The following is a 26,033-nucleotide window of genomic DNA, read 5'->3' as shown; positions in this document are numbered from 1 at the left end:
GGTGAGGGGCCGGCTCGAGGTCGCCGCAAACGCGATAAGGACCCGGCGGAGCCGGGCCCTTATCGCGTTTGCTGCTGTTACGAGATGTCGAGCGCGACGGATCGCGCGCCAGACGGGACTACGCCGAGACGCTGTCCGACTGCGCGACCGCGCGCGCCGCCGCCAGACCCTTCTCGAGGTCGGCCTTCAGATCGTCGATGTTCTCCAGTCCGACCGAGAGGCGCACCAGTCCCGGCGTGACGCCGGCCGTCAGCTGCTCCTCAGGAGACAGCTGCGAGTGCGTGGTCGACGCGGGGTGGATCACGAGCGAGCGCACGTCGCCGATGTTGGCGAGGTGGCTGAACAGGGCGAGGTTGTCGACCAGCGCGCGACCGGCATCCACACCGCCCTTGAGTTCGAACGACAGCACGGCGCCGACACCCTTCGGCGCGTACTTGTTGGCGGCGGCGTACCAGGGGCTCGTCGGCAGGCCCGCGTAGTTCACGGATGCCACATCTGGGTGGCTTTCGAGGAACTCGGCGATCTCCTGTGCGTTCTGCACGTGGCGCTCGACGCGGAGCGACAGGGTCTCGATGCCCTGGATGAGCAGCCAGGCGCTGTTCGGCGCGATGGCCGATCCGAGGTCGCGCAGCAACTGAACACGGGCCTTGATGATGTAGGCGAGTCCGTCGCCGACGGCCTGGGTGTAGCTGACGCCGTGGTAGGACTCATCGGGCTCGGTGAGCCCGGGGAACTTGTCGACGTGCTTCGACCACTCGAAGTGGCCGCCGTCAACCAGGACGCCGCCGATGGTGGTGCCGTGACCGCCCAGGAACTTCGTGGCCGAGTGGATCACGATGTCGGCGCCGTGCTCGAACGGACGGATGAGGTACGGCGTCGCGATCGTGTTGTCGACGATGAGCGGAACGTCGTTCTCGTGTGCAATGTCCGCAATGGTCTCGATGTCGAGGATGTTGACCTTCGGGTTGCCCACCGTCTCGGCGAAGAACAGCTTCGTGTTCGGGCGAACCGCGCGACGCCACTCCTCGGGGTCGTCCTGGTTCTCCACGAACGTGGTCTCGATGCCGAGCTTGCCGAGCGTGTACTTGAACAGGTTGTAGGTGCCGCCGTAGATCGAGCTCGACGAGACGATGTGGTCGCCAGCCTGGGCGATGTTGAGCACTGCGAACGTCTCAGCGGCCTGGCCACTCGCCACGAGCAGCGCGCCAGTGCCCCCCTCGAGTGCTGCGACGCGCTCTTCGACGACGGCCTGCGTCGGGTTCTGGATGCGCGTGTAGATGTTGCCGAACTCGGCAAGCGCGAAGAGGTTGCGAGCGTGGTCGGAACTGTTGAACACGTACGACGTGGTCTGGTAGATCGGCGTCGCCCTGGCGTTGGTCACCGGGTCGGGGGCGGCGCCCGCGTGGATCTGAGTGGTCTCGAACTGCCATTGTGCGGCGTCAGTCATGATTCTCTTCCGATCGGTACTCGGTTGTGCCTCTGGCACGGTCAGCCGGGGGTCGGCGCACCTTCGCGCCGCATGTGTTCAGGCTAGGCATGGCCTCTTTCCCGCCCAAAAACAGGTGCAACACGGCGTAATCCCGGTCTCGTCGAACGAGGGCAGCTTTCTCGTCCGGCCGGCCATCCCGACGCCGCGCTCCGGCGTTCAGACACAATGGAACACATGGCATCCAAGCGGGCGGTTGTGACAGGAGCGAGCACGGGCATCGGCGAGGCGACGGTACGCCTCCTGCGAGAGCACGGCTGGGAGGTGACGGCAGTTGCCCGCCGCGCCGAGCGCCTGAAGGCACTCGCGGACGAGACGGGGGCAGAGGCGTTCCCTGCCGACATCACCGTGCAGGCCGAGGTGGACGCGTTGCGCGACCACCTGGCATCCGAAGGTGTGCAGGTGCTCGTGAACAACGCGGGAGGAGCACGCGGACTCGATTCGGTGGAGAACTCGTCGGTAGACGATTGGGCCTGGATGTACGACGTCAACGTGCTCGGCACGAAGCGCGTGATCTCGGCGCTGCTCCCGCTGCTGCGCCAGTCGGCGGATGCAGTCGGGCACGCGGACATCGTCAATGTCACGTCGATCGCGGGCCACACCGTCTACCCCGGAGGCGGCGGTTACAACGCCGCGAAGTTCGCAGAGCACGCCCTCACCGAGGTGCTGCGCCTCGAGTTGAACGGGGAGCCGTTGCGCGTCATCGAGGTGGCGCCCGGAATGGTGCAGACCGAGGAGTTCTCGTTGTCGCGCTTCGGCGGTGACCGGGAAAGAGCGGAGGCGACGTACGAGGGCGTTCCGGAGCCGCTCACCGCGTACGACGTCGCATACACGATCGTGGAGGCCGTCGAGCGTCCGCCGCACGTCGACCTCGACCTCATCGTCGTCAAACCCGTCGCCCAGGCAGCGCCCCACGTGCTGCACCGGGGCGAACTGCGTGTCGCGAGCCGAAAGTGACGAAGGCGTGTGAGCGACCACAGCGCAAGTGACCGCGAACGCGCGGCGGCCGCGTGGGAACGGTGGAGTTCGTGGCCGTTCCTGGTGCTGTCGGTCGTCTTCTTGGTCGGCTACAGCATCCGCTGCCTCGATCCATCGATCGGTGACGGTGAAGGCGCGCTGCTCGTGGTCGTTCTTGGCGCCATCTGGATCGTCTTCGTCGTCGATTATGTGCTGCGCCTGGCGCTGGCCGCCGACAAATGGACCTTCGTGCGAAGCAACGTTCCCGACCTGCTCGCGGCGCTGTTGCCGATCTTCCGGCCGTTCCGGCTGCTGAGGGAGCTGCGGAGGATCTCGTTCTTCCGTGCCCACACCGGCTCGGCCGTGCGCGCACGTCTCGTGACGTATGCGCTGGGGTTCATCGTGCTGTGGATCTACACCATCTCGGTCACCATCGTGGCGGCCGAGCGCGGCGCGCACGGTGCCACCATCGTCAGCCTCGGCGACGCGATCTACTGGGCGGTGGTCACCATGGCCACCGTCGGATACGGCGACATGGTTCCCGTCACGACGTTCGGTCGCGTGCTTGCGATCATGCTCGTGCTCAGCGGTATCCTCATCGTCGGCATCACGACGGCCACCGTCGTTTCGTACTTCAACGAGACCATTCGGCGTCACAACACCGGGTCTGAGGGGCGGGATCACCCGCCAGGGCATTCGCCGCACGACGCGGAAGACGAGAAGGAGACTGGATGAGCGTGTTCCTGGTCGGCGGGGGATTCCGCGACGGCAGCGAGGAGGCGGTCTACGGAGGATTCGTCTCAGAGGCCGTCGCGCGAGCAGGGGACGAGAGGCCGGCGGCCATCGCGGTGCTGACGGTGCGCGAGGGCGCCCAGCCGCGACACGGAGACGAACTCGCAGCTGTCGTGCGGAAGGTGGCGGGGGACCGCGCCGTGCAGGTGAGCACCACCGTCGTCGGCGAGGGCGAGCGGATGCCTGCATCGGCGCTCGACGGAGCCGACGGCATCCTCGTCGGTGGCGGCTTGACGCCCGCCTACCTGACCGCCTTCGCCCCGCATGCCGCCAGGATCAGGCGCGAGGTGGAATCGGGCGTGCCGTATCTGGGCTTCTCGGCGGGCGCCGCCATTGCTCCCGACCGGGCGCTGTTGGGTGGATGGCTGATCGGCGGAGTCGAGGTGGCGCCCAAGGAAGCCGCCGAGGATCTCGACGAGTTGACCATCGAGGAGGGGCTCGGGCTGATCGACGTTTCCGTCGACGTGCACGCTGTGCAATGGGGCAACCTCTCCCGTGCCATCGCCGCCGTCGACTCGGGAGCACTCGATGAGGTGATCGCGATCGACGAGGCAACGGTGCTGGCGGTCGGATCGGGTCCGCTGCGCGCGAGTGGGGCGGGCACGGTGTGGGCGGTGACCAAGGACGAGAAGGGCGTGCTCGTGAGGAGTCTCACGTAGTGCCCAAGACGCTCGCCGAACTCGTCGCGGACGGTTCAATGGATGCCGGATGGGCGGAGGCGCTGCAACCCGTCGCCGCCGACATCGCGGCCATGGGGGAGTGGCTGCGGCAGGAGGTGGCATCCGGTCGTCCGTACCTCCCGGCGGGTGCGAACGTGCTGCGCGCGTTCCGGTACCCGCTCGCCGACGTTCGCGTGCTCATCGTCGGGCAGGATCCCTACCCGACGCCCGGGCATCCCATCGGGCTCTCGTTCGCGGTCGAACGGCACGTTCGCCCCGTCCCACGGAGCCTGCAGAACATCTACCGCGAGCTGCGCAGCGACCTCGGGCTGCAGACACCGGAGCATGGGGATCTCACCGCATGGAGCGAGCACGGCATCATGCTGCTCAACAGAGTGCTCACGGTGCGCCCGGGTTCGCCGGCATCCCATCGCGGGGCGGGGTGGGAGCGGGTCACGGAGCACGCCATCCGTGCGCTCGTGGGCCGTGGCACTCCGCTCGTTGCGATTCTCTGGGGACGGGATGCCGCCAACCTTCGTCCGCTGCTCGGCCAGACGCCGGCCATCACCTCGCCCCACCCGAGCCCGCTCTCGGCAGACCGCGGGTTCTTCGGATCGAAGCCGTTCAGTCGTGCCAACGAGCTGCTCGTGGGGCAGGGCGCCGACCCGGTCGACTGGTCTCTGGACTAGCCGGAGAGCATGCCGACGAGCATCTCGCGCAGGATCCGACGGAGGCGCGGCTCGACCTCCACCACGAAACAGCGGTGCAACACGCGGCGATTACGCTGGTCTGCGTGCTGGAAGAGGAATACGAGACGCGGCGCGTGCCGCCGCCGCACCTGCGTAAGCAGGAACCTCCCGAGCCGCCGTTCAAATACTCGATCCGCCCGGCCAAGCCGGCCGACCTCCCGTACATTCGCGAAATCTACAACTACTACGTAACGAACAGCACCGTCACCTTCGACGAAGACACGATGTCGCTGAAGGAGTGGAAGTCGAAGTACGCGTACCTGAGCAAACTCGGGATGCCGTTCCTGGTTGCCGAATCGCCAAGGGGCCAGATCCTCGGCTACGCGCTCGTCACGCCGTGGAAGCAGAAGAAGGCCTACCGGTTCACGGTGGAGAACTCGATCTACCTCGGTCAGGCATCCACGGGCAAGGGGCTGGGTACGGCGCTCATGCGGGCGCTGATCGACGCGTCGAAGCAGGCGGGCCTCAAGGAGATGATCGCCGTGATCGCCGACCAGGGGGCTGAGGCATCCATCGCCATGCATAAGACCTTCGGTTTCAAGGAGATCGGCAGCATGGGGCATGTGGGTTTCAAGTTCGAGCGCTGGCTGGGCACGGTGCTCATGCAGAAGAGCTTGAAATAGCTTCAGACCTTGCGGGGCCGCTTCTTCGGTCCCTGCTATGAGTTCACGCCGTTCGCGTTATCAGTTCGTCATAATCGCTATCGGATGCCGCGGGACCGCCATACAGTGATCGCACCGCCACAGTCCGGTCGCCCGAACGGGAGGTCGAGAAGGCGCTGTACGAATCGAGGCCTGCCGTATTCGAAGGGATGCGGCAGGCCTCGTCCAGTTTCTGGTGTGGCTGGTGGGACGCGCTCCGCGTCAGGCCCGCGAAGGCGCCCTGCGCAGTACGAAGAATCCGATCACCGCACTCACGATCATGGGGATGAGCAGCCAGGCGACGACGCCCACCGTGCGTGCGTCGACGAACCACGCTCCCACGGCCGGCCAGGATTCCGTGAGGGTCGTCACGGCGATGAACCCGACGGCCAACAGCGCGATGATCGCGCCGAGCGCGTAAAGACCGTTGGCGCGCCACCGCACGAACACACTGCCGGCCAGCGCGCCGAGCGCGAAGCAGAACATGAAAGCGCCGAATGTCGTGAAGAGCCGTTCCCAGACGGAGCCCGAGCCCATGTAGACGTTGCTGAACATGTGCGCGCTCATGCCATAACCGCGCGTCCAATCCTCGATGTACGACAGCAACGTGCACGCGGCGGTGAACAGCAGTCCTTGCAGCGCGAACGCGACGACAGTGCCGAGGTAATAGTCGCGCCTGGTTGCGGACATGCCCATCGCGAACCTGAAGGTGAGGCTCATGGCCTGAGCGGCGGCGATGCCGAAGTACACGAAGATGTACATCGTCGAACCCGACCACTGCGTTCCCGTCAGCTGTTGGTGCGTCGAGGCGAAGATCGAGATCCAGATCACCATGTTCACCAGGTAGACGAAGCCGATGATGATCCACGGCAGCGCGATCATGCTGAACCTGTTTGCGAAATGCAGGCGGGTGACGTTCCAGATGCGCCGGGTCGCACTAGGGACAGCGATGGTGTCCTGGAGTGTCGCGGTTGGGGTGATGGCGGTCATAACCCGGCTCTTTTCTCGATCGACGGCGACTCTGATGCGCCGAACTCGGCGGTGACGGAATTGGTCGTGCGCACGATGAGCTGCTGAAGCGATACCGGAGCCAGCTCGAGGCCGGCGTTGACGGCATCCCGTCGCTCATCGGCATCCAGCCGTTCGACGGTCACGGATGCCAGTCCGCCGACCCCCTCCCGGTGCAGCACCTTGCGCCCTGCGACGAATGCGTCGACCGCACCTCGGGGGCCGACGACCGTTGTGGCGGACTCGCGTGCCTCCTCGGCCGGCACGTCCATGATGATGCGACCCTTGTCGATCACGACGACGTGCTCGAGCATATTCGCCACCTCATCGATGAGGTGCGTGGACAGGATGATCGTGCGCGGGTGCTCGCCGTAGTCGGCGAGCAGGCGGTCGTAGAAGATCTGGCGTGCGACGGCATCGAGCCCGAGGTATGGCTCGTCGAAGAAGGTGAGTGGAGCACGAGCGGCGAGCCCCACGATGACTCCCACCGCGGAGAGCTGGCCGCGCGACAGCTTCTTGATGCGTCGATTGACCGGAACCTGGAAGTCGTCGATGAGCTGGGCCGCGAAGTCGGCGTCCCAGTTCTCGTAGAACCAGGGTGCGCACGCGAAGACGTGCTTCGGCTTGAATTCGTCGGGGTACTTCTGGCCCTCTTTGATGAACGAGATGCGCGAGAGCACCTTGGCGTTCTCCACGGGGTGTTCGCCGAAGACGCGGATCTCGCCTGAATTGGGGAAGTCCTGGCCGGTGATGGTCTGCATGAGCGTGGTCTTGCCCGCGCCGTTGCGCCCGAGCAGGCCGGTTATGGTGCCCGGCCGAACCCTGAGGTTCACGTCGTCGAGTGCTGTGACGTCGCCGAAGCGCTTGGTGAGGCCCTTGACCTCGACCACGCTGGTGGCCGCATCGGTCACGATGCTCCTCCTTCTTTCGTGATGAGTTGGATGAGTTGCGCAGGGGGGAGATCGATCCGCTTCGCCTCGGCGATGAGCGGAAGAACGAAGTCGGTGCGGAAGCTCTCGCGTCGTTTCGCCAGCAGCCGCTCTCGAGCGCCGGCTGCGACGAACATCCCTATGCCGCGCTTCTTGTAGAGGATGCCTTCGTCCACAAGCAGTCCGACCCCCTTCCCGGCAGTTGCCGGGTTGATGCGATGAAAGGCGGCGAACTCGTTCGTCGACGGCACCTGGCTCTCCTCCGGCAGCGCGCCGGAGATGATGTCGTTCTCGATCTGCTCAGCGATCTGCTGGAAGATCGGCTTGCCTTCGTCGATCACCGGACTCCTCGTTGGTTAGTTGGTACAGTAACTAACCAGGGAGGTCGTGTCAACAGATCCGGGAACGTGAACGCCTCTAGGCTCGAGACATGTCGCAAGACCTGCACGAGTTGACGGCTCTGGAGCAGTGGCGGCTGCTGCAGCGAGGCGAGATCACACCGCTCGAACTCGCCGACCACTACCTCGAACGCATCGAGGTGCTCAACCCGCGGCTGGGTGCCTTCGTGACCGTGACGCCGGATGCCGCACGAGAGCGCGCGCGCGGGGTGCAGTCATCCGTGCCCCGGTCGGCTCCGCTCTGGGGGCTTCCGGTGGGCGAGAAGGATCTGTGGCGGCGAGCCGGCGTTCCGGCGGGCTTCGGCTCGCGGCTGCTCACGGGCTATGTGCCAGACGAGTCGGACGAGATCGTGCGCGACCTCGACGATGCGGGCGCTGTGAGCCTCGGCAAGACGGGAGCCCCGGAGTTTGGTCTGCCGTCGTACACGGAGACGCTCGTCGCGCCGCCCGTTCGCACCCCGTGGAACCTGGAGCTCGGCGCCGGCGGATCCAGCGGGGGAGCGGCGGCGGCCGTTGCAAGTGGCATGCTGCCGTTCGCCCCAGGGTCGGACGGCGGCGGCTCGATCCGCATTCCCGCTGCCGCCTGTGGCCTCGTCGGTCTCAAACCCTCACGGGGCAGGGTGCCGTCCGGCAGCGGCCTTGAATCGCTCGGCGGCCTCGTGGTCGGCGGTCCCATCGCACGCACCGTTGAGGATGCCGCTCTGTTGCTCGACGGCATGATCGCGCGCCGCAACGGACGGGTGGACCATCGCTTCGCGGTGGTCGCCCCCGGCGACGACACCGCCTTCCTCGGCAGCGCCGTGCGAGGCGAGGGGCGCTTTCAACTCGGCGTGATGACCACGAGTGCCTGGGATCTCGACTACGACATCGTGCTGGATCTCGATGCTCGCGCCGCCCTCGAGTACGCAGCCGACACGTTCGCTGCGCTCGGTCATGGAATCGAGGAGGCGGCGCTCGCTCCCGATGCCACGTACGGTCCCGCGTTCATCACGCTGTGGAAGGCGGCGGCGGCGCGCATTCCGGCCGAAGGGGAAGGCCTCGAGTTGCTCGAGACGCTCACCAAGTGGCTCGTCGAGCAGGGCAGGGCGACGGGAGCCCGCGAGTTGGGCGAGGCTCTGTTCGCCCTGTCCGAATACGAGCGTTCGTTCATCAGACAGCTGTCGTCGTTCGATGCTGTTCTTACACCGGCACTCGCCATGACGCCGCGTCCGCTCGGCTGGTACGACTCACACGATGCGGAACGCAACTTCGCGCAGCAAGTGCAGTACACCCCGTACACGTCGATGGTGAATGTGAGCGGCCTGCCCGCCATCACGCTGCCCGTGTGGCAGACATCCGATGGCCTGCCGATGGGCGTGCAGCTCATCGGGCGCCCCGGCGGGGAGGCCGTGTTGCTCTCGCTGGGCGCTCAACTGCAGCGGCGCGTCCGCTGGCAGGATCGGCGGCCCCCCGTCTGGTGAGCGCGCCCGGGCGGCTGCTGGGCAAGCGCTTGGAGCCGGTCATCGTTAGGTAAGGCTGCCCTTATACTGGAATCACCATGCGCAAACCCGAACTCGCCGCTCACTCCACGCACACCGGTGCCACAGCGCATCTGGATGATCGCGTGCAGTTTCTGATGACTGCGGATGAGACGTCGCTCGCCGAGCTGCAGAGTGAGCTTGCGCTCCTGCCGCTGTGCGCGAAGGGCCGCGTGTTCGTGGAGGTGGAAGAGCCGAAGGATGCCTTCGCGCTCCAGGTGCCGATGCGCATGACGGTCACGTGGTTGCCGCGCTCCGTGCGCGGTGGCCGCCCGGGCACGGGCGAGCGCTGCGCACCCGGTCAGGCATTGCGCCGGGCGGTTCGCGCCTGGGCTGCCGAGATGCTGTGCGACGGTCCAGGCGGCACGCAGGCCGTTCTGACCGGGGACTTCCGTGGGGTGAGTGAGGTCTACGACGTGCTCGTCGCCGAGGCGGGCATGCCTGATGAGCACATCGTCGCTCCGGAGAATTACGGGCTCCACCGCCGGTCGCCCGCCAGCTGACGGCCGCCGTCCAGCGGCCGGTTCAAGCCGAACCTGGCGTGTCGTCGACGGTCAGGCCCAGGACTCCCTCCGTCACCGTCCACAGATCGCGCGCCAATTGCGGATCGCGCGCCTGCCCGTTGACCTTCCCGTACGCCGTGAACCGGTCGAAATAGGTGCCTGTCGGCTCGCCGATGGTCGACGCGCCGGCCAGCGCAATGAGCGGCGCGGCGCCGACAGCCGCCGTCCGGCCGTACCTGCCGCCGGTCACGGCCGTGCCGAACCTGATCAAAGGCGACTGCTCGCCGAATCTCGTCACGATAGTGCCCGGGTGGAACGAGTATGCGGTGACGCCCGTGCCGGTCAGCCGTTCGCCGAGTTCGCGGACGAAGAGAATCGAGGCGAGCTTCGACGTGCCGTATGCCTGCCATCCGCCCCGCCACGGCCGCTTCGCCCAATCGAGGTCGTCCAGGTCGAGCTTGCCGAACCGGTTCGCCATGCTCGCGGTGTTGATGACGCGGGTCGGGGCATCCTTCGCGCTTTCCACGAGACGGTCCCAGAGCAGCCGGGTGAGCAGGAACGGGGCGAAGTGGTTGGTCTGGATTGTGCGCTCGTGGCCATCCACCGTCACGGCCCGCTCGTGGTACAAGCCCCCTGCATTGTTGGCCAGCACGTCGATGCGGTCGAGCCGGTCGAGCAGGTCGGATGCCAGCCGGCGCACGTCGTCGAGGCGCTCGAAGTCGGCGACGAACGAGTCGCCTCCGATGCGTTCGGCGACGGCACTGGTGCGCTCGGGGTTGCGGCCCACAACGACGACACGTGCACCTTGCCCCGCGAGCGCCTCAGCGGCGCGCTCGCCGATTCCGGAGCTCGCGCCCGTGATCACGATGGTGCGGTTCACACGTACCCGCCCTTCTCGAGGCCAGCCTCGATCTCGAATCGGTTGTGCAGCGCATCGCGCCCTGCTGCGAGATACAGCAGTGGAAACAGCATGCCGTAACGCTGCCACTGCCGCTTGTGCACTGCCTCGTGTTCGAGCACCTGGTCCGAGACGTTGTCGTGCGTGAGGTAGCAGCCGCCGATGCACGACCCGCCGCGGCCGAAGGTGCTGCGAGGCATGCCCCTGAACACCCAGAGCCCCGAGCGGCGCTCAACGCGGCCGACGCTCCAGAGAAAGCCCCAGAAGAACCCGACAGCTGTCGCATACCAGTAGCCGAGGCGAGACAAGCCGGAGTCGACGACCAGCAGATGCGGGACGCGGCGCAGAGCATCCAGGACCTGAGTGACAGCCCGTCCGGTCCCCGCTGCGCCGCTCACTCCGTCGGCCGGCCGTACGCCTCGAGCAGGCGCAGCCACACCTCGCTCAGTGTGGGATACGACGGCACCGCGTGCCAGAGCCGGTCGATCGTGACCTCGCCGACGAGGGCGACCGTCGCAGAATGCAGCAGCTCGCCGACATCGAGGCCCACGAATGTCGCGCCGACGAGAACCTTGCGATCTTCGTCGACCACGATGCGAGCCTTACCGACGTACTTGTCGCTCGCGATAGTGGCGCCCGCGACGGACGCGATGTCGTAGTCGACCACGCGCGTGCGGATGCCAGCCTTCTCCGCCTCGGCTGCGCTCAGCCCGACCGATGCCACCTCCGGGTCGGTGAACGTCACCTGCGGCACTGCCGCATGGTCGGCCGTCGCAGCGTAGGTGGACCACGGGGTCAAGGCGAGCGTCTTTCCATTCGCACGCGCCGCGATGGCGTCGCCCGCGATGCGTGCGTCGTACTTTCCCTGGTGCGTGAGCAGTGCGCGATGCGTGACATCGCCGACCGCGTACAGCCAGGCATCCTCTCCTGCGCTGTCCGAGCCGCCGAACGGAGAGCCGTCCGGGCCGACGACGCGCATGGAATCGTCGACCTTCAGCCAGTCGCCGGGCGTGAGGCCCACGCTCTCCAGACCGATGTCCTGGGTCTGGGGAATGCGGCCGGTCGCAACAAGCACCTCGTCGGCGGTGACCCGGGAGCCGTCGTCGAGCTCGATGGTCACCACGTCGTCCTCCCGGGTGACGCGCACCGGCGAGACTCCAACGAGCACCTTGGCCCCGAGCTGTTCCAGCGACTCCTGCACGAGCTCACCTGCGAAGGGCTCGTTCTTGCCCAGCAGACCGCTTCGTGCAATCACCGTCACCTCGACACCGAACCCCGCATACGCCGTCGCCATCTCGGCAGCAACGACGCCGCCGCCGACCACCGCGAGCGACGACGGAATCTCCTGGGCACTCGTGGCGTCACGGCTCGTCCACGGGTCGGCCTCGATCAGACCCGGGATGTCCGGCAGCATCGCGGCGGATCCGGTGCAGAGCGCCACCGCGTGCTTGACGGAAACGGTGGTGATCGTACCGTCGGTGCCCGTGACCTCGACCCGCTTGGGTGCCACGAGCCGGGCGTGCCCGCGCAGCAGATCGATGTCGGCGCCGTTCAGCCACTCGACCTGTCCGTCGTCCTTCCAATGGCTCGTGACGCTGTCCCGACGACGCAGCACTCCGGCCACGTCCAGGTCGCCCGTCACCGCCTGCTTCGCTCCGTCGACATTCCGGGTGGCTCGCAGTAGGGCGCCACTGCGCAGCAGCGCTTTCGAGGGCATGCATGCCCAGTACGAGCACTCGCCGCCGACCAGTTCCGACTCGATCAGCACGGTGCGCATTCCGCCCTGAACGGCACGATCCGCAACGTTCTCGCCGATCGCTCCACCACCGATGACGACGACGTCGTATTCGATCTCGCTCATCCGGGCAGACTATCCTCCACTGGCCCCGATCAGGACCCTTGATTCGGCCTCGTCAGGGCGCCGAGCACGCGCAGAATCACGGGGAGATCGTCCGACGCGGCATCGGGGCTGCGCGGCGCGAACTCGGTGATGCCGGCGCCCGCGAGCTCGAAGCGGGAACGCAGGGCGCGGATGACTGCCACGAGCTCGTCGGGCTCGAGTCCGAACGGCTCCGGGAACTGCACACCCGAGATGGCGCCTGGGTCGAGCACGTCGAGGTCGATGTGCACGTACACCGCGTCCGCCTCGGTCTCCGCCACGGCCGCCACGAGCGCATCGGGCGTGTGCAACTTCTCCGGCGACAGCATGCGGATGCCTGTCTCGTCGATGTACGCCGCCTCGCTATCGTCGAGTTGGCGTGTTCCAGCCAGCACGACCGAGTTCGGCGACAACGTGCTGTTGCCCATGGCGGCAACCGGCTCGGGCGCCTCGCCGAGCAGGGCGCGCAACACCATGCCGTGGAAGGCGCCGGACGGGGAGGTGTCTGGCGTGTTCAGGTCGCCGTGGGCATCCAGCCACACGAGAGCCACCGTGCCGGGTGAGCGGGATGCCACGGCATGCTGCACGCTTGCCAGCTCGGCACCGCAGTCCCCGCCGATCGTCACGATGGCGCCCTCGCCGATGGCTGAGAGCTCGGTGAGGGCTGCCCCGGCTCTGGCCCTGATCGTCGTGATGGACGACAGCCTGAGCACGCCGCTGCCCAACGATTCGCCGGCCTCCATCGGCACGTCGACCGTCGTGGTGGCGGATGCGGGCAGATCGCCCGCAATGGCGGCAGCACCGTCGAGGAGCTGCATGGCCCGCGAAGAGCTGGAGCCTTGCCACTGCGGGACGATCAGAAAGCGAGTCGGCACGGGCTTCACCTTAGGCCGTGTCGTGCCAGGTCAGCCTGCGCCGCCGGCTCGCGCGCGCTATTTCGTGGCCGCCGCGAGGGCTATGCGCAGCTCTTCGGCGGTGAGCCTCGGGCCATACGCCGGCGTGTCTCGCTGGATGCGCCAGCTCTCGCTCAGCGGCCCTCCGTCGACCACGTCGAAGCCGATCGTGTCGATGAACTCCGTCACCGTCTGCTTGGCGCCGTCGTCGTCGCCGAAGACCGCGAGTGCGCGGCGCCCGGAGGTGCCGGCATCCTGAGCGTCCTCGGTGATGGCGGAGGCGAAGATGTGATTGAACGCCTTCACCACGTGAGCGCCGGCCAGGTGGCGCTGCAACTGTCCGGAGCTCGTCTCGCTGAAGTCATCGAGCTCTGCGCGGTGCCCGTCGCGCTCCCAGTAGTAGTTGTTGGTGTCGATGACCGGCTTGCCCGCCAGCGGCTCGACGGGGATCTGGTCGATCGCGTTGAACGGCACGGTGACGACGGCGATGTCGGCCGCCTCCGCCGCCTCCGCGGAGGTAGCGGCTCTCGCGTGCTCGCCCAGTTCGGCGACCAAGTCCGTCAAGGTCTCGGGACCCCGCGAGTTGCTCACCACAACGTCATACCCGTGCGCCACGGCCTGGCGGGCGATCTGCGATCCGATGTGTCCTGCTCCGATGAGCCCGATTGTCGTCATGGCACGCACAACCTCGGCCCAGGCACGATCATTCCCGCCTCGGCGTTTCTCGTCAGGCGGCCGCACCCGCGGATGCCCGCGGTGCAGTCGGAGCGCACCGTCCGGCCCCGGGCGCTGCGTTCAGGGCGAGCAATCGCGCCAGCGCCGGCCCCAGCCTCAGGCCTCTGGGATCGCTGCGATCATCCGATCGAAGGCAGCATCCAGATCGGAGTCGAAGCGCTGCTGTTCTGGATGAGCGTCGTACCATTCGACGATCTCGGCGGCCCCCTGGTCGAACGTGACCGTGGTGGCGAACTCGGGCACGAGTGCTTTCACCTTGCTGTTGTCGAAAACCATGGAGTGCGCCTTATCGCCAACGAGTCCGGGCCCGAGGTCTGGCACGACTCGAGCGATGGTCTCGGAGGCAACATGCGCGAGCGTCGGTTCGACCCCGGCAGCGTCGCCGAGCCAGGTGTAGATCTGGTTCCAGGTCGGCGCGTGGTCGCCCGTGATGTGGAAGGTGTCGCCTACGGCAACCGGGTTGCCCAGCAATCCGTCGAACGCCACGGCGAAGTCGGTGCTGTGCGTGATCGTCCACAGGCTCGTTCCGTCGCCGTGCACGACGACCGGCTTACCCGCGCGCATCCTCGCGATGTCGGTCCAGTGACCCGATGTCGGGATGGACGTGGCGTCGTACGTGTGCGACGGCCGCACGATCGTGGCAGGAAAGCCGTTCTCGCGATACTCCCGTACCAGCAGGTCTTCGCACGCGATCTTGTCTCGCGAGTACTTCCAGAACGGGTTGCGCAGCGGAGTCGATTCCGTCACGGGAAGCCGCTGCGGCGGCGTCTGGTAGGCGCTCGCCGAGCTGATGAACACGTACTGGCCGGTGCGGCCGGCAAACCTCGCGACATCTGCGGCAACATGCTCAGGGGTGAAGGCGAGGAACTCGGCGACGACGTCGAACTCGCGAGAGCCGAGCGCGGCATCCACCGACGCGGCATCACGGATGTCTGCGTTCAGTTCCTCCACGCCCTCGGGCAGTGGGCGCACCTGCGATCTTCCGCGATTCAAAACGGTGACGGATGCTCCGCGCGAGACCGCCCGGGCGACGCACGCCGAGCTGATGGTGCCGGTACCGCCGATGAAAAGGATCGTCTTCGAGGCCATGGTTCGATCCTGGCATCCGTGCACCGGCCGTGTTTGCCCCGGCCGGATCGCTGAGCCACGCGAGCGAGTCGACGGTGCCGCAGTGCGTTCTCCTCGTACCGTTGACGGGTGGACTTCGACGACCGATACGGCTCAGACGTGCTCTCCGGCAATTGGCGATCGCGTGGCATCGTGCAGCCGAAGACCGTAGCGGCCGAGAACGACCTCGTCGTCGAGCTGGCGGATACGGGTTTCACGGGTGCCATCGTGGGCATCGAGAATCGTCTGGTGCAGCTGGAGGACCGGCTGGGCAAGGTGCGGGCGTTCCCGCTGGGCGGCGGTTTTCTCATCGACGGAAGACCGGTCGTGCTCGTCGCTCCTCAGGCGTCGAAGCCACGGGGACCTGTGCGGACGGCATCTGGATCGCTCGCCGTCTCCCGGGCGCGCGCTCGCGTAGCACGCGCGAGCCGGATCTTCGTCGAGGGCAGGCACGACGCCGAGCTCGTCGAGAAGGTGTGGGGCGACGACCTGCGTGTCGAGGGCGTGGTCGTCGAGTACCTCGGCGGCATCGACGACCTGGAAGCCATCCTGCGCGACACGCGCCCCGGACCAGGCAAGCTCATCGGTGTTCTGGTCGACCACCTCGTGCCCGGCTCGAAGGAGACCAGGATTGCGGATGCCGTCGCGCGCGGCCCGCACGGAGCCCACGTGAAGATCGTGGGGCATCCGTATGTCGACGTGTGGCAGGCGGTGAAGCCGGAGCGCCTTGGCTTGAAGGCGTGGCCGCAGATTCCCAGGAATATCGAGTGGAAGAAGGGTATCTGCGCGGCGCTTGGCTGGCCGCACGCCGACCAGGCGGACATCGCGAGGGCGTGGCAGCGCATTCTCTCCAGAGTGACGACGTACCGGGACCTGGAGCCCACGTTCCTGGGCCGCGTCGAGGAGCTCATCGACTTCGTCACGGAATGATCCGCGCCGTGCTGGCGCTTGGTCGACGGCCGGATCTGCGTGTTCTTTGTCGTTCTCCGTCGTTGTCGGTTCCGCAGGGCCGGCGCACGATTGTCGAATCGGCTCAAGCCTTCGACGAACGGAGCGAGCATGACGATCGACCCCGAACTGCGCGTGGGATTCCTGGGCGCCGGGCTCATGGGGGAGCCGATGGCCGCCAACCTGCTGGCGTCGCACGTCGAGCTGCGGGTGTGGAATCGTTCGACGCCGGCACTCGAGCGGCTTGCGGCGCAGGGGGCACGCGTGGCCGCCACGGTGCGCGACCTGTTCGTGTCGTGCCACGTGGTGCTCATGATGCTCTCGACCGACGACGTCATCGACGCGACCCTGCGCAGAGGAACGGCACAGTTCGACGAAATGCTCGAGGGCACAACGCTCGTGCACCTCGGCACGACCTCGCCGCAATACTCCGCGGAGCTCGAAGCGGACGTGAAGCGGGCGGGCGGCTTCTACGTCGAGGCACCTGTGTCGGGGTCCCGAGAGCCGGCGAGGCGTCGCGAGCTGGTTGGGATGCTCGCGGGCGACGAGCACGCGGTGGCGCGCGTTCGACCGATCGTGGAGCTGCTGTGCGCCTCGACGACGGTGTGCGGTGCCGTCCCGGCTGCGCTCACGATGAAGCTCGCCATCAACGTGTTTCTGGTGACCCTCGTCACGGGTCTTGCCGAGGCCTTCGCATTCGCGGAGGCCCAGGGACTCGATGCCGAGCAGTTGCGGGGCATCCTGGATGCCGGGCAGATGTCGTCGCCCATCTCGCGCGTGAAGACGGCGAAGCTCGTCGCCGGCGATCTCAGCCCGCAGGCGGGTGTGGCGGATGTGCTCAAGAACTGCGACTTGATTGCGGATGCCGCGGTGCAGGCATCCGTTCGGGTCCCGCTCATGGATGCCTGCCGCCAACTGTTCCAGGCGGCCGTCGAGCGCGGCGACGGGGGACTCGACATGATCGGTGTACTCGGTGGGCTGCGCCGGCGCTGAAGGCTCGGTGCTCACGGCTTTGCCGCTCAACAAACTCAATCGGCTCGGCCGCTAGAGCAAGCTCTAGCGGCTCTCGCCTCAATCGTTTGTGCCCCCAGAAGGATTCGAACCTTCGGCCTTCTGCTCCGGAGGCAGACGCTCTATCCCCTGAGCTATGGGGGCTCAGTGCGCGTCAAGGCTAGCATCCGACGGCTGCACCGATCGAACCGCGCCGATCAGCGCAGCGTCGCCTCGTTGTCTTCGGCATGCCGGCACACGCTCGGCCGGAAGTCGAAGGTTCGGCCGGAAAGAAACCGCGAATGGATGCGGCCGATCGTGCGTATTTCGGCCCGAGCGTGAGCGACAGAACGGGATGCCGGGGTCAGCTCGGAAGGTTGGACAGCACCGCCGCGATCACCTGGCTGGCGTCGCCCGGCTCGAGGTAGTCCTTAGACTCCGCGACCACCCAATACCCGCCGGTGAAGGCCTGCGCGACTCCCATGGACCCGCTGATGGTGAAGTAGCCCATGACCTTTGGCGGCACACCGTACGTCGGAACGACGTGGCTGTCGGTGACGGCCTTGTTGTTCAGCGAGGTGAAGTCGCTCTGGGCTGGCCGAGCCACCGACACCTCGACGATGTCGCCCGTCGACGCGCTCGTGTAGCCGCAGGCCACGCCGCCGTAGGAGGAGACGGCCTTGGCGGCATCCGACCCCTTCGTCGGTGTGAAGTCCTTCGCCTGGGCGATCTTCGGCAGCACCGCCGCCACCTGCTCGGACGTGATCAGCTGATCGCACGTCATGCCGACAGGGGTGGGAGTGGGTTTCGGTGTCGAGGAAGCCTTGCCGGGAACAGGCGAACCGGATGCCATCGACCCGCGCGGTCCCGTGGTGGTGGTCGTCGACGTCGGCGAGGCCTGGCATCCGGTGAGGAGCAGAACGGCCGCCAGGAGCACGGTGGCCGCGACCGGAGCCGAACGGCGTGCGCCGGGCATCACGCGCCGGCTGAGGAGGGCGGGGCGAGGTGTGCGCATGAGGAAGGCTTCCGATGGGGGCGGTCGGTGGCGCGTGGGCACGAGGATAGCAAGGCCAGGTGCGGAGTAGTCGCGAGCGTGGGCCGAGGGCGGCAGGATGCGCCGATAGACTTGGCCGTCGTGAATCCCGATCAGCTCGCCGACCAGTTGTACGCCATCGTCACGCGTCTGGTCGAGCGACGCCGGGGTGAGCAGGGATCGACCGAAACGCAGCCGGTATTGGCGCGCGCCGACATCCGTCTCGAGCGTCCCAAGAACCGGGAGCACGGCGATTGGGCGTCCAACGCAGCCATGCGCCTGGCGAAACCCCTCGGCACCAACCCTCGGGAGCTTGCCGAAGAGATCGCCCTCGAGGCCGAGCGCCTCGACGGGGTCGCGTCCGCCGAGGTTGCCGGCCCAGGATTCATCAACTTCCGCCTGGATGCCGCAGCGGCCGGCGCCCTCGCCAAGACGATCGTCGAGGAGGGCGACGCGTTCGGGCACGGCGACGTCTATAAGGGCGTCAAGGTGAACCTCGAGTTCGTCTCGGCAAACCCTACGGGGCCGATTCACATGGGGGGTGTGCGCTGGGCGGCCGTGGGCGACAGCCTCGCTCGGCTGCTCAAAGCCGAGGGCGCGGATGTGACGCGCGAGTACTACTTCAACGATCACGGATCGCAGATCGATCGCTTCGCGCGTAGCCTGCTGGCCAGCTATCTCGGTGAGCCGACGCCGGAGGATGGTTACGGCGGCGCGTACATCGGGGACATCGCAACGAAAGTGGTTGCCGCATACGAAGGGGACCTCGCCGCGCTGGACCGAGAGGCGCAGCAAGAGGTGTTCCGCGATCTCGGCACCCACTTCATGTTCGACGAGATCAAAGAGAAGCTTCACGGCTTCGGAGTCGACTTCGACGTGTATTTCCACGAGAACGACCTGCACGAATCGGGTGCCGTCGACCGTGCGGTCGAGCGACTGCGCGAACTCGGTCATGTCTACGAGAAGGACGGCGCTGTCTGGCTTGGCACAACCGAGTTCGGTGATGACAAAGACCGAGTCATCATCCGAAGCAACGGCGAACCGGCCTATATGTCGGGCGACCTCGGCTACTACCTGAACAAGCGGGAGCGAGGGTTCGAGCAGAACATCATCATGCTGGGCGCCGATCACCACGGATACGTGGGCCGCATGATGGCGATGGCGGCGGCGTTCGGCGACACACCAGGGGTAAATCTGCAGTTGCTGATCGGGCAGATGGTCAATCTGCTCCAGAACGGTGAACCGGTGCGCATGAGCAAGCGCGCGGGAACGATCGTCACGCTCGACGATCTCGTCGACGCGGTCGGCGTGGACGCGGGCCGATACGCCCTCGTTCGGTCGTCGAGCGACTCGCCGCTGGATATCGACCTGGACCTGCTCGCGAAGCACTCGAACGACAACCCCGTGTACTACGTGCAGTACGCGCACGCTCGGACGCGCTCCGTGGCGCGCAACGCCGAAACGGCCGGCGTGACGCGCAGCGCATTCGCGCCTCAGCTGCTCACGCACGAGACGGAGTCGGCTCTGCTCGGCGGCCTGCAGGAGTTTCCGCGCATCGTCGCAATGGCGGCCGAGCTGCGGGAGCCGCACCGCGTTGCCCGCTACATCGAAGAGGTGGCGGGCCTGTACCACAAGTGGTACGACAACTGCCGGGTCATCCCGCTGGGCGAAGAGCCGATTACCGATCTGCACCGCACGAGGCTCTGGCTCAACGACGCGACGGGACAGGTCATCCGCAACGGGCTGGGACTGCTGGGGGTGTCTGCACCCGAGCGGATGTGAGACGACGGCGCGGATGCCCGCGCAAGACTCCGCGGGAGCGCACGACCGAGGGAGGCGAACGGCAAGTATGTCGATGCAGGATCAACCGACGCAGCCGCTGACGGAATCCACCGCCGGCGCGCACGACGGCGCCCACCCCGGCAGGTCCGGCTCGGATCAGCGGAACGTCCAGGTGCGCTTCAACGGGGCGCAGCGCCTTGTGCTGTGGAGCGCGAGCGCCCTGATCGTGTTGATCGGCGTCTTTTTCGTCACGGATGCGGTGTTGCGGCAGGTCGCTCAGAACGTCGTACGCGAGCAGATCCAGAACGAGCTGCCGGCGGACGTGACCGCCAAGGATCTGTCGGTGAAGATCGACGGCTTCTCGGTGATCGCACAATTCATGGCCGGGCGATTCGACAAGGTGGAGCTGTCGTCGTCAAATGTGCGCATCCAGGGCAACCCGCTGACCGCCCGAGTCGTGGCGCACGGCATCCCGCTCGATTTCAATAAGCCGGTGCAACGCGTGGAAGGCACCATGCGCATAAGCCAGGATGCCGTCAACAACCTGGTCGACCTGCCGAACCACACCACCGTGACGCTGAATCCGGATGAGGTCGGACTGAAGGGAACAGGGCAGATCCTCGGCATCGACGTCGGCTACACGGCATCCGTCACACCCAGCCTGCAGAACGGTGACACGGTCGTGCTGACGCCGATCAGTGTGAACGTCACGGCCGGCGGGGGGGCGTTCGACGTGACGAGGTTCGCCAAGGATTTGGTTCCCTCGAGGATCCCGATCTGCATAGCGCAGTACCTGCCCGCACGAGTGGATGCCACCGGACTCTCAGTGGACAAGCGTGCGGCGACCGTTTCGGTTGTCGGAGACGATCTTGTGCTCGGGGGCAACGCGCTGCAGAAGCGAGGTTCGTGTTCGTGACCGTGCCGCTTTGCCCGATTCGCGCACGCCGCGCAATCATGCCGCTGCAATGTGACGGCCGCGTTTTCTGCCGGGCTGACGGCCGCCGATAGAATGCCCCGACGCGCATACGCGCACATCCCCTCGGCTTCAGGGGCCAATCCGGGTCCGCTCGCCAGACACTCCCACTAGTTCGAGGTGACCCCGTGCCCGAGAACCCTCTTGCGCCCCAATGGCTGCAGCTTCCCGACGATCCGAACGGTCTCACGCCGGACATCTGGCCTGCGGGCATGCGTCGCGACGCAGACGGCGTCGCGACGATCGGCGGTGTCCGCGTCCACGAGCTCGCGCAGCAGTACGGCACTCCGTTGTATGTACTCGATGAGGAATATGTTCGGTCGCGGGCCGAACGGGTGCGTCGTGCATTCACGGACGCCTTCGAGCGCGTCGGCTCGACCGCCGAGGTGTACTACGCGGGCAAGGCCCTCCTGACCGGCGACATCGCACGCTGGATGACGCAGGCTGGCCTGCGCATCGACGTCGCGAGCGGTGGTGAGCTGGCCGTGGCGCTCGCCGCGGGAGTGGATGCGCACAGGCTCGGCTTCCACGGCAACAACAAGTCCAGCCGGGAGCTCGACGCCGCCGTTGAGGCGGGAGTCGGCACCATCGTCATCGACTCCGAGCAGGAGATCGACCGCGTCGCGGCGGCCGCTGCCTCCCACGGCCGGGCGCAGCGGGTACGGCTCCGGGTTCGCACCGGTGTGCACGCCCACACTCACGACTTTCTGGCAACCGCGCACGAAGACCAGAAGTTCGGGGTAGCGCTCGAGGATGCCGAGCGGCTGGTCGCAGGCATCCGCACGCACGCGAGCCTCGAGTTCGTCGGCCTGCACTGCCACATCGGATCGCAGATCTTCGGTGCTGATGGGTTCGTGGAGTCGGCCGCACGCCTCGTCGCCGTCCACTCCAGGCTGCTCAGCGGCGGACCGGTTCCTGAGCTCAACCTTGGCGGTGGATTCGGCATCGCCTACACGAGCGCTGACCGGCCGGATCGCATCGAGGAGCTTGCCGAGCACGTAGCTGCTGTGCTTGCTGCCGAGTGCGAGGCCGCAGACATCCCGCTGCCCATCGTGGCGTTCGAACCGGGCAGGTATGTGGTCGGCCCAGCGGGCATCACGCTCTACACAGTGGGAACGACCAAGCCGGTCCGGCTGGACGCCGGCGGCGTCGGAGCGCAACGGCTCTACGTGAGCGTCGACGGCGGCATGAGCGACAACGCCCGCCCGTCGCTCTACGGCGCCGACTACTCGACGCGGATCCTTGGCCGCACGTCCGATGCCGAGCCGGTGCTCGTGCGTGTCGCAGGCAAGCACTGCGAGTCGGGCGACATCGTGGTGAACGCCGACTACCTCCCAGGCGACGTGGCGCCAGGGGACCTGCTCGGCGTCGCGGCTACAGGCGCGTACTGCTGGTCGCTTTCCAGCAACTACAACTACCTGCCGAGGCCGGCTGTTGTCGCCGTGCGAGACGGAGAATCACGGATCCTTGTGCGCGGCGAGACCGTGGACGACCTCCTCGCCCGCGACCTAGGCCTGCACGCCGACACGCGACAGGAGTCTGCACGATGATCGAGTACAGAACGCTCAAGGTCGCACTGCTCGGCGCAGGCTCGGTCGGATCGCAGGTGGCAAAGCTGCTGCTGAACCACAGCGACGAACTGGCGGCACGCATCGGTGCAGGACTCGAACTGGTGGGCATCGCCGTGCGCGACGTCGACGCGCAGCGTCGAGAAGACCTTCCACGCGAGCTCTTCACGACCGACGCTCGTTCCCTCATCCTCAGCGCCGACATCGTCGTCGAACTCATGGGCGGCATCGACCCTGCACGTGAGTACGTGCTTCTCGCGCTCACCTCGGGAGCCGACGTCGTCACGGGCAACAAGGCGCTGCTCGCCGAGCACGGACCAGAGCTGTTCGCCGCCGCGGAGCAGGTGGGCGCGCAGCTCTACTATGAGGCCGCCGTCGGCGGAGCGATTCCGATCATCCGGCCGCTGCGCGACAGCCTCGCCGGCGACAGGGTGGAGCGCATCCTCGGCATCGTCAACGGCACCACCAACTTCATCCTCGACCGCATGGACACGGCGGGGGAGACCCTCGAGTCCGCGCTAGAGACCGCAACGGCGCTCGGCTACGCGGAGCGCAGCGACCCCTCGGCCGACATCGAGGGATACGACGCAGCGGCCAAAGCCGCGATCCTGGCGGGCCTCGCATTCCACACGACTGTTCCACTGGCATCCGTGCACCGCGAAGGTATCACGGCCATCACGAAGCAGCAGGTCGAGGCGGCTCGCGCAGGCGGATACGTCATCAAGCTGCTCGCCATCTGCGAGCGGGTGACGGATGCCGACGGCCGCGAGGGCGTTTCGGCGCGCGTGTATCCCGCGCTCGTGCCGCGCGAGCATCCGCTTGGTGCCGTGCGCGGCGTGCACAACGCCGTCTTCGTGCAGGCCGCCGCCGCGGGCGACCTCATGTTCTACGGGGCGGGGGCGGGCGGGCTGCAGACCGCGTCCGCCGTGCTGGGCGACGTCGTCTCGGCGGCGCGTCGACATGTCGTTGGAGGACCTGGAGTGGCCGAGTCGACCCATGCCGACCTGCCTGTGCTCGACGTGGGTGCCGTGCGCACCCGCTATCAGATCACGCTGCTCGTGACGGATGCCCCCGGCGTGCTCTCGCGCATCGCGGCGGTGTTCGCGACGCACGACGTATCGGTGGAGACCGTGACCCAGACGGTGGCTTCCGCGCCCGCCGCACGAGCCGCGTTCGCCGCGGCGTCGGCGCCCCCAGCGGGTCAGGACGCCCCACCCGGCACGGCTACGCTTGTGATCGGAACGCACGAGGCGTTCGAGGCCGCGCTTGCGGCGACGGTCGCGGCACTCCGCGACAGCGATGAGGTCGTGTCCGTGACCTCCGTCATTCGAGTTGAAGGAGCCTGACGTGGCGCACCAATGGCAGGGCGTTCTGCGCGAGTACGCAGACCGCCTCGACGTTACAGAGGCGACCCCCGTCGTCACCCTTGGGGAGGGCGGCACACCGCTCATTCCCGCCGGTGCTCTGTCTCGCCGAACGGGCGCCGATGTCTACGTCAAGTTCGAGGGAATGAACCCGACGGGATCCTTCAAAGACCGCGGCATGACCATGGCCATCTCCAAGGCGATCGAGCACGGCGCGAAGGCGGTCATCTGCGCGTCGACGGGTAACACCTCGGCGTCCGCTGCCGCGTACGCGACCCACGCGGGCATCCAGGCCGTCGTGCTCGTCCCCGAGGGCAAGATCGCCATGGGCAAGCTGAGCCAGGCGATCGCGCACAATGCGCAGCTGCTGCAGGTGCAAGGGAACTTCGACGACTGCCTGGACATCGCCCGTGACCTGGCCGCGAACTACCCGGTGCACCTCGTGAACTCCGTCAACAACGATCGCATCGAGGGGCAGAAGACCGCGGCCTTCGAGGTCGTCGAGGTGCTCGGTGATGCGCCCGACTTCCACTTCATCCCGGTCGGCAACGCGGGCAATTACACGGCGTACACGCGTGGCTACACCGAGGAGGCGGACCGCGGCATCACGACGAAGCTGCCGCGCATGTTCGGTTTCCAGGCATCCGGCAGTGCGCCGATCGTGCTCGGGCACCCGGTCAAAGATCCGGAGACGATCGCCAGCGCCATCCGCATCGGCAACCCCGCCTCATGGGAGCTCGCGCTGCAGGCCCGGGATGCCACGGACGGCTACTTCGGTTCCATCGACGACGACAAGATCCTCGAGGCGCATCGCATTCTCTCCGCCGAGGTGGGCATCTTCGTCGAACCAGCCAGCGCCATCAGCGTCGCAGGTCTGCTCGAGCGCGCGGAGGCGGGTGTGATCCCCGCCGGCGCTCGCGTCGTGCTGACCGTCACCGGTCACGGCCTCAAGGATCCGCAGTGGGCGCTGCGCACGGCCGGCGGCGGCGACGTGCAACCGACGGTCGTGCCCGTCGACACCGGTGCCATCGCCGAGGTCCTCGGCCTGTCCGCTCAGACCGGGGGAGCGGCCGGGGCCGCGCCTTCGGGTGCGTCGTGACTGCGGCATCCGTGAAGACACCGTCAGACCCGACGGACATCGCGCCTGGCCATTCGACGGTTCCCGTCGGACGGAGCGTGCAGGTGAAGGTACCAGCGACCTCCGCGAACCTCGGACCCGGCTTCGATACCCTCGGGCTCGCACTCGCCCTGTACGACGACCTCACGGTCACCGTCCGGGAAGCATCTGGCGCCTCCGTCGAGGTTCACGGCGTCGGCGAGGGCGAGGTGCCGACCGACGAGTCGAACCTGGTGGTGCGCTCGATAGCGTACGCTTTCGCGGCAGCCGGCATCCCCATGCCCGGTGTGCATCTGGTGGCGAAGAACGCCATCCCGCACGGTCGCGGTCTCGGATCCTCAGGGGCGGCCATCGTTGCAGGCATCGTCGCGGCGAAAGGGCTGCTGGAGGGCATCGCCGAGCTGGGCGCCGACAAGCTGCTGGCGCTCGCCACGGATCTCGAAGGGCATCCCGACAACGTTGCGCCCGCACTGTTCGGCGGACTGACGATCGCGTGGATGTCGGACACCGGGCCGTCGCACAAGAAGCTCATCGTTCATCGGGGCGTATCGCCGCTCGTGTTCGTGCCCGAACACGCGATGTCCACGGCGCTCGCGCGCAGCCTGCAACCGGAGTCGGTTCCGCACGAAGACGCGGTGTTCAACGTGTCGCGTTCCGCGCTGCTCGTCGCCGCCCTCGTGCAGAGCCCTGAGTTGTTGCTGGCGGCCACGGAAGACAAACTGCACCAGAACTACCGGGCCACGGCGATGCCCGAGACGCATCACCTCATCTCTGAACTGCGCGCTGCCGGATTCCCGGCCGTCGTCTCGGGTGCAGGACCGTCGATCCTCGTGTTGTGCAGCGATCCGGGGCAGCGTCTTGCCGCCGCGCGACTCGTGGCGGAATCCGAATCGACGCCGTGGCAGCCGCTCATGCTCGCCGTCGACTTTCTCGGTGCCACGGTGCACCGGGTCGACGGCACGCCGTAGGCCGAGGCGGTCTCTCGTGGTTCACGCCGTGGCACGGCGTGTGCCTGGCCGGTTCGATGGCGTGGGGGTGGTAGACTGGCCGCACTCGCCAGACGCCGCGGAAGTAGACGCGAATCTGGTGTTCGGGTGAAATTCTTGT

26 protein-coding genes and 1 tRNA gene are annotated in these 26,033 nt (G+C 67.1%); 15 read left to right on the top strand and 12 right to left on the bottom strand.

The annotated features are described in order from the left end of the window. Positions 1–118: 118 nt before the first annotated feature. Positions 119–1,447 carry a bifunctional o-acetylhomoserine/o-acetylserine sulfhydrylase gene (locus ACO2Q7_RS16060; protein ID WP_423356719.1) on the bottom strand — a complete coding sequence of 443 codons (1,329 nt, stop codon included), beginning with the start codon at positions 1,445–1,447 and terminating at the stop codon, positions 119–121. A 216-nt stretch (positions 1,448–1,663) separates the two neighbouring features. Between ACO2Q7_RS16060 and ACO2Q7_RS16055 the strand changes: the two genes are divergently transcribed. The 5 genes from ACO2Q7_RS16055 to ACO2Q7_RS16035 all read left to right on the top strand — a co-directional run bounded on the left by ACO2Q7_RS16055 (position 1,664) and on the right by ACO2Q7_RS16035 (position 5,266). Continuing rightward, positions 1,664–2,443 (top strand): SDR family oxidoreductase, encoded by a 780-nt coding sequence (locus tag ACO2Q7_RS16055; RefSeq protein WP_423356718.1) that lies wholly within the window; start codon positions 1,664–1,666, stop codon positions 2,441–2,443. Positions 2,444–2,452: 9 nt separating this feature from the next. Next, positions 2,453–3,178: a potassium channel family protein gene (locus ACO2Q7_RS16050; RefSeq protein WP_423356717.1), complete on the top strand. Its 726-nt coding sequence runs from the start codon at positions 2,453–2,455 to the stop codon at positions 3,176–3,178. Further along, a complete protein-coding gene (locus ACO2Q7_RS16045) occupies positions 3,175–3,894 on the top strand; it encodes a Type 1 glutamine amidotransferase-like domain-containing protein (protein WP_423356716.1) in 720 nt (239 codons plus the stop codon). Before ACO2Q7_RS16050 ends, ACO2Q7_RS16045 begins: the two co-directional genes overlap by 4 nt. Continuing rightward, positions 3,894–4,583, top strand: a complete 690-nt coding sequence (locus ACO2Q7_RS16040; RefSeq protein ID WP_423356715.1) for a uracil-DNA glycosylase — start codon at positions 3,894–3,896, stop codon at positions 4,581–4,583. The genes ACO2Q7_RS16045 and ACO2Q7_RS16040 overlap by 1 nt, the downstream gene beginning before the upstream one ends. A gap of 104 nt (positions 4,584–4,687) precedes the next feature. After that, positions 4,688–5,266 carry a GNAT family N-acetyltransferase gene (locus ACO2Q7_RS16035; protein WP_423356714.1) on the top strand — a complete coding sequence of 193 codons (579 nt, stop codon included), beginning with the start codon at positions 4,688–4,690 and terminating at the stop codon, positions 5,264–5,266. A 240-nt stretch (positions 5,267–5,506) separates the two neighbouring features. On the opposite strand, the gene ACO2Q7_RS16030 is transcribed toward ACO2Q7_RS16035, so the two are convergent. Genes ACO2Q7_RS16030 through ACO2Q7_RS16020 form a run of 3 tightly spaced genes read right to left on the bottom strand, consistent with a single transcriptional unit; the run spans position 5,507 to position 7,562 of the window. Continuing rightward, positions 5,507–6,274, bottom strand: coding sequence for a hypothetical protein (locus tag ACO2Q7_RS16030; RefSeq protein ID WP_423356713.1), 768 nt, complete (start codon positions 6,272–6,274; stop codon positions 5,507–5,509). Then, positions 6,271–7,203: an ABC transporter ATP-binding protein gene (locus ACO2Q7_RS16025; RefSeq protein ID WP_423356712.1), complete on the bottom strand. Its 933-nt coding sequence runs from the start codon at positions 7,201–7,203 to the stop codon at positions 6,271–6,273. The genes ACO2Q7_RS16030 and ACO2Q7_RS16025 overlap by 4 nt, the downstream gene beginning before the upstream one ends. Then, on the bottom strand, positions 7,200–7,562 hold the full coding sequence (locus ACO2Q7_RS16020; protein WP_423356711.1) for a GntR family transcriptional regulator: 363 nt from the start codon (positions 7,560–7,562) through the stop codon (positions 7,200–7,202). Before ACO2Q7_RS16020 ends, ACO2Q7_RS16025 begins: the two co-directional genes overlap by 4 nt. Positions 7,563–7,651: 89 nt before the next feature. Here ACO2Q7_RS16020 and ACO2Q7_RS16015 point away from each other — a divergent pair, with 89 nt between their 5' ends. Beyond that, positions 7,652–9,079 carry an amidase gene (locus ACO2Q7_RS16015; RefSeq protein WP_423356710.1) on the top strand — a complete coding sequence of 476 codons (1,428 nt, stop codon included), beginning with the start codon at positions 7,652–7,654 and terminating at the stop codon, positions 9,077–9,079. Positions 9,080–9,156: 77 nt separating this feature from the next. Beyond that, positions 9,157–9,639 carry an SIP domain-containing protein gene (locus ACO2Q7_RS16010; protein WP_423356709.1) on the top strand — a complete coding sequence of 161 codons (483 nt, stop codon included), beginning with the start codon at positions 9,157–9,159 and terminating at the stop codon, positions 9,637–9,639. Between the two features lie 22 nt (positions 9,640–9,661). Here the strand turns inward: ACO2Q7_RS16010 and ACO2Q7_RS16005 are convergent, their stop codons facing one another. The 6 genes from ACO2Q7_RS16005 to ACO2Q7_RS15980 all read right to left on the bottom strand — a co-directional run bounded on the left by ACO2Q7_RS16005 (position 9,662) and on the right by ACO2Q7_RS15980 (position 15,133). Continuing rightward, positions 9,662–10,519: an SDR family NAD(P)-dependent oxidoreductase gene (locus ACO2Q7_RS16005; protein WP_423356708.1), complete on the bottom strand. Its 858-nt coding sequence runs from the start codon at positions 10,517–10,519 to the stop codon at positions 9,662–9,664. Then, complete coding sequence (locus ACO2Q7_RS16000; protein ID WP_423356919.1) at positions 10,516–10,893, bottom strand: Fe-S oxidoreductase; 378 nt, start codon at positions 10,891–10,893, stop codon at positions 10,516–10,518. Before ACO2Q7_RS16000 ends, ACO2Q7_RS16005 begins: the two co-directional genes overlap by 4 nt. A 38-nt stretch (positions 10,894–10,931) precedes the next feature. Then, complete coding sequence (locus ACO2Q7_RS15995) at positions 10,932–12,398, bottom strand: dihydrolipoyl dehydrogenase family protein (RefSeq protein WP_423356707.1); 1,467 nt, start codon at positions 12,396–12,398, stop codon at positions 10,932–10,934. A 29-nt stretch (positions 12,399–12,427) separates the two neighbouring features. Then, positions 12,428–13,291, bottom strand: coding sequence for an arginase family protein (locus ACO2Q7_RS15990; RefSeq protein WP_423356706.1), 864 nt, complete (start codon positions 13,289–13,291; stop codon positions 12,428–12,430). A 57-nt stretch (positions 13,292–13,348) separates the two neighbouring features. Further along, positions 13,349–13,984: an NADPH-dependent F420 reductase gene (locus tag ACO2Q7_RS15985; RefSeq protein ID WP_423356705.1), complete on the bottom strand. Its 636-nt coding sequence runs from the start codon at positions 13,982–13,984 to the stop codon at positions 13,349–13,351. A gap of 156 nt (positions 13,985–14,140) precedes the next feature. Next, on the bottom strand, positions 14,141–15,133 hold the full coding sequence (locus ACO2Q7_RS15980) for an SDR family oxidoreductase (protein WP_423356704.1): 993 nt from the start codon (positions 15,131–15,133) through the stop codon (positions 14,141–14,143). Positions 15,134–15,241: 108 nt separating this feature from the next. On the opposite strand from ACO2Q7_RS15980, the gene ACO2Q7_RS15975 reads away from it, so the two are divergent. Both ACO2Q7_RS15975 and ACO2Q7_RS15970 read left to right on the top strand, forming a co-directional pair. Beyond that, on the top strand, positions 15,242–16,081 hold the full coding sequence (locus tag ACO2Q7_RS15975; RefSeq protein ID WP_423356703.1) for a DUF3097 domain-containing protein: 840 nt from the start codon (positions 15,242–15,244) through the stop codon (positions 16,079–16,081). Between the two features lie 129 nt (positions 16,082–16,210). Then, the gene (locus tag ACO2Q7_RS15970; RefSeq protein WP_423356702.1) at positions 16,211–17,092 is read left to right on the top strand and encodes an NAD(P)-dependent oxidoreductase; all 882 of its coding nucleotides are present in this window, start codon (positions 16,211–16,213) and stop codon (positions 17,090–17,092) included. Between the two features lie 89 nt (positions 17,093–17,181). Here ACO2Q7_RS15970 and ACO2Q7_RS15965 read toward each other — a convergent pair. Both ACO2Q7_RS15965 and ACO2Q7_RS15960 read right to left on the bottom strand, forming a co-directional pair. After that, positions 17,182–17,254: transfer RNA gene (locus tag ACO2Q7_RS15965), tRNA-Arg, on the bottom strand. Positions 17,255–17,453: 199 nt separating this feature from the next. Continuing rightward, on the bottom strand, positions 17,454–18,104 hold the full coding sequence (locus ACO2Q7_RS15960) for an iron ABC transporter ATP-binding protein (protein ID WP_423356701.1): 651 nt from the start codon (positions 18,102–18,104) through the stop codon (positions 17,454–17,456). 120 nt (positions 18,105–18,224) lie between these two features. Between ACO2Q7_RS15960 and argS the strand changes: the two genes are divergently transcribed. The 6 genes from argS (at position 18,225) to thrB (ending at position 25,894) form a co-directional block, all read left to right on the top strand. After that, complete coding sequence (gene argS, locus ACO2Q7_RS15955) at positions 18,225–19,904, top strand: arginine--tRNA ligase (protein WP_423356700.1); 1,680 nt, start codon at positions 18,225–18,227, stop codon at positions 19,902–19,904. A gap of 73 nt (positions 19,905–19,977) precedes the next feature. Beyond that, positions 19,978–20,820, top strand: a complete 843-nt coding sequence (locus tag ACO2Q7_RS15950) for a DUF2993 domain-containing protein (RefSeq protein WP_423356699.1) — start codon at positions 19,978–19,980, stop codon at positions 20,818–20,820. Between the two features lie 185 nt (positions 20,821–21,005). After that, complete coding sequence (lysA, locus tag ACO2Q7_RS15945; protein WP_423356698.1) at positions 21,006–22,427, top strand: diaminopimelate decarboxylase; 1,422 nt, start codon at positions 21,006–21,008, stop codon at positions 22,425–22,427. Continuing rightward, a complete protein-coding gene (locus ACO2Q7_RS15940) occupies positions 22,424–23,791 on the top strand; it encodes a homoserine dehydrogenase (protein WP_423356697.1) in 1,368 nt (455 codons plus the stop codon). The genes lysA and ACO2Q7_RS15940 overlap by 4 nt, the downstream gene beginning before the upstream one ends. 1 nt (position 23,792) lies before the next feature. Continuing rightward, positions 23,793–24,908 (top strand): threonine synthase, encoded by a 1,116-nt coding sequence (thrC, locus tag ACO2Q7_RS15935; protein WP_423356696.1) that lies wholly within the window; start codon positions 23,793–23,795, stop codon positions 24,906–24,908. 38 nt (positions 24,909–24,946) lie between these two features. Next, the gene (thrB, locus tag ACO2Q7_RS15930; protein WP_423356918.1) at positions 24,947–25,894 is read left to right on the top strand and encodes a homoserine kinase; all 948 of its coding nucleotides are present in this window, start codon (positions 24,947–24,949) and stop codon (positions 25,892–25,894) included. The last annotated feature ends 139 nt before the right edge of the window (positions 25,895–26,033 follow it).

The sequence above is a fragment of the Rathayibacter sp. KR2-224 genome (genome assembly GCF_049446075.1).
Lineage (GTDB): Bacteria > Actinomycetota > Actinomycetes > Actinomycetales > Microbacteriaceae > Humibacter.
The sequence above is the reverse complement of the archived record's forward strand: the minus strand, read 5'-3'. Positions and strand labels throughout refer to the sequence as shown.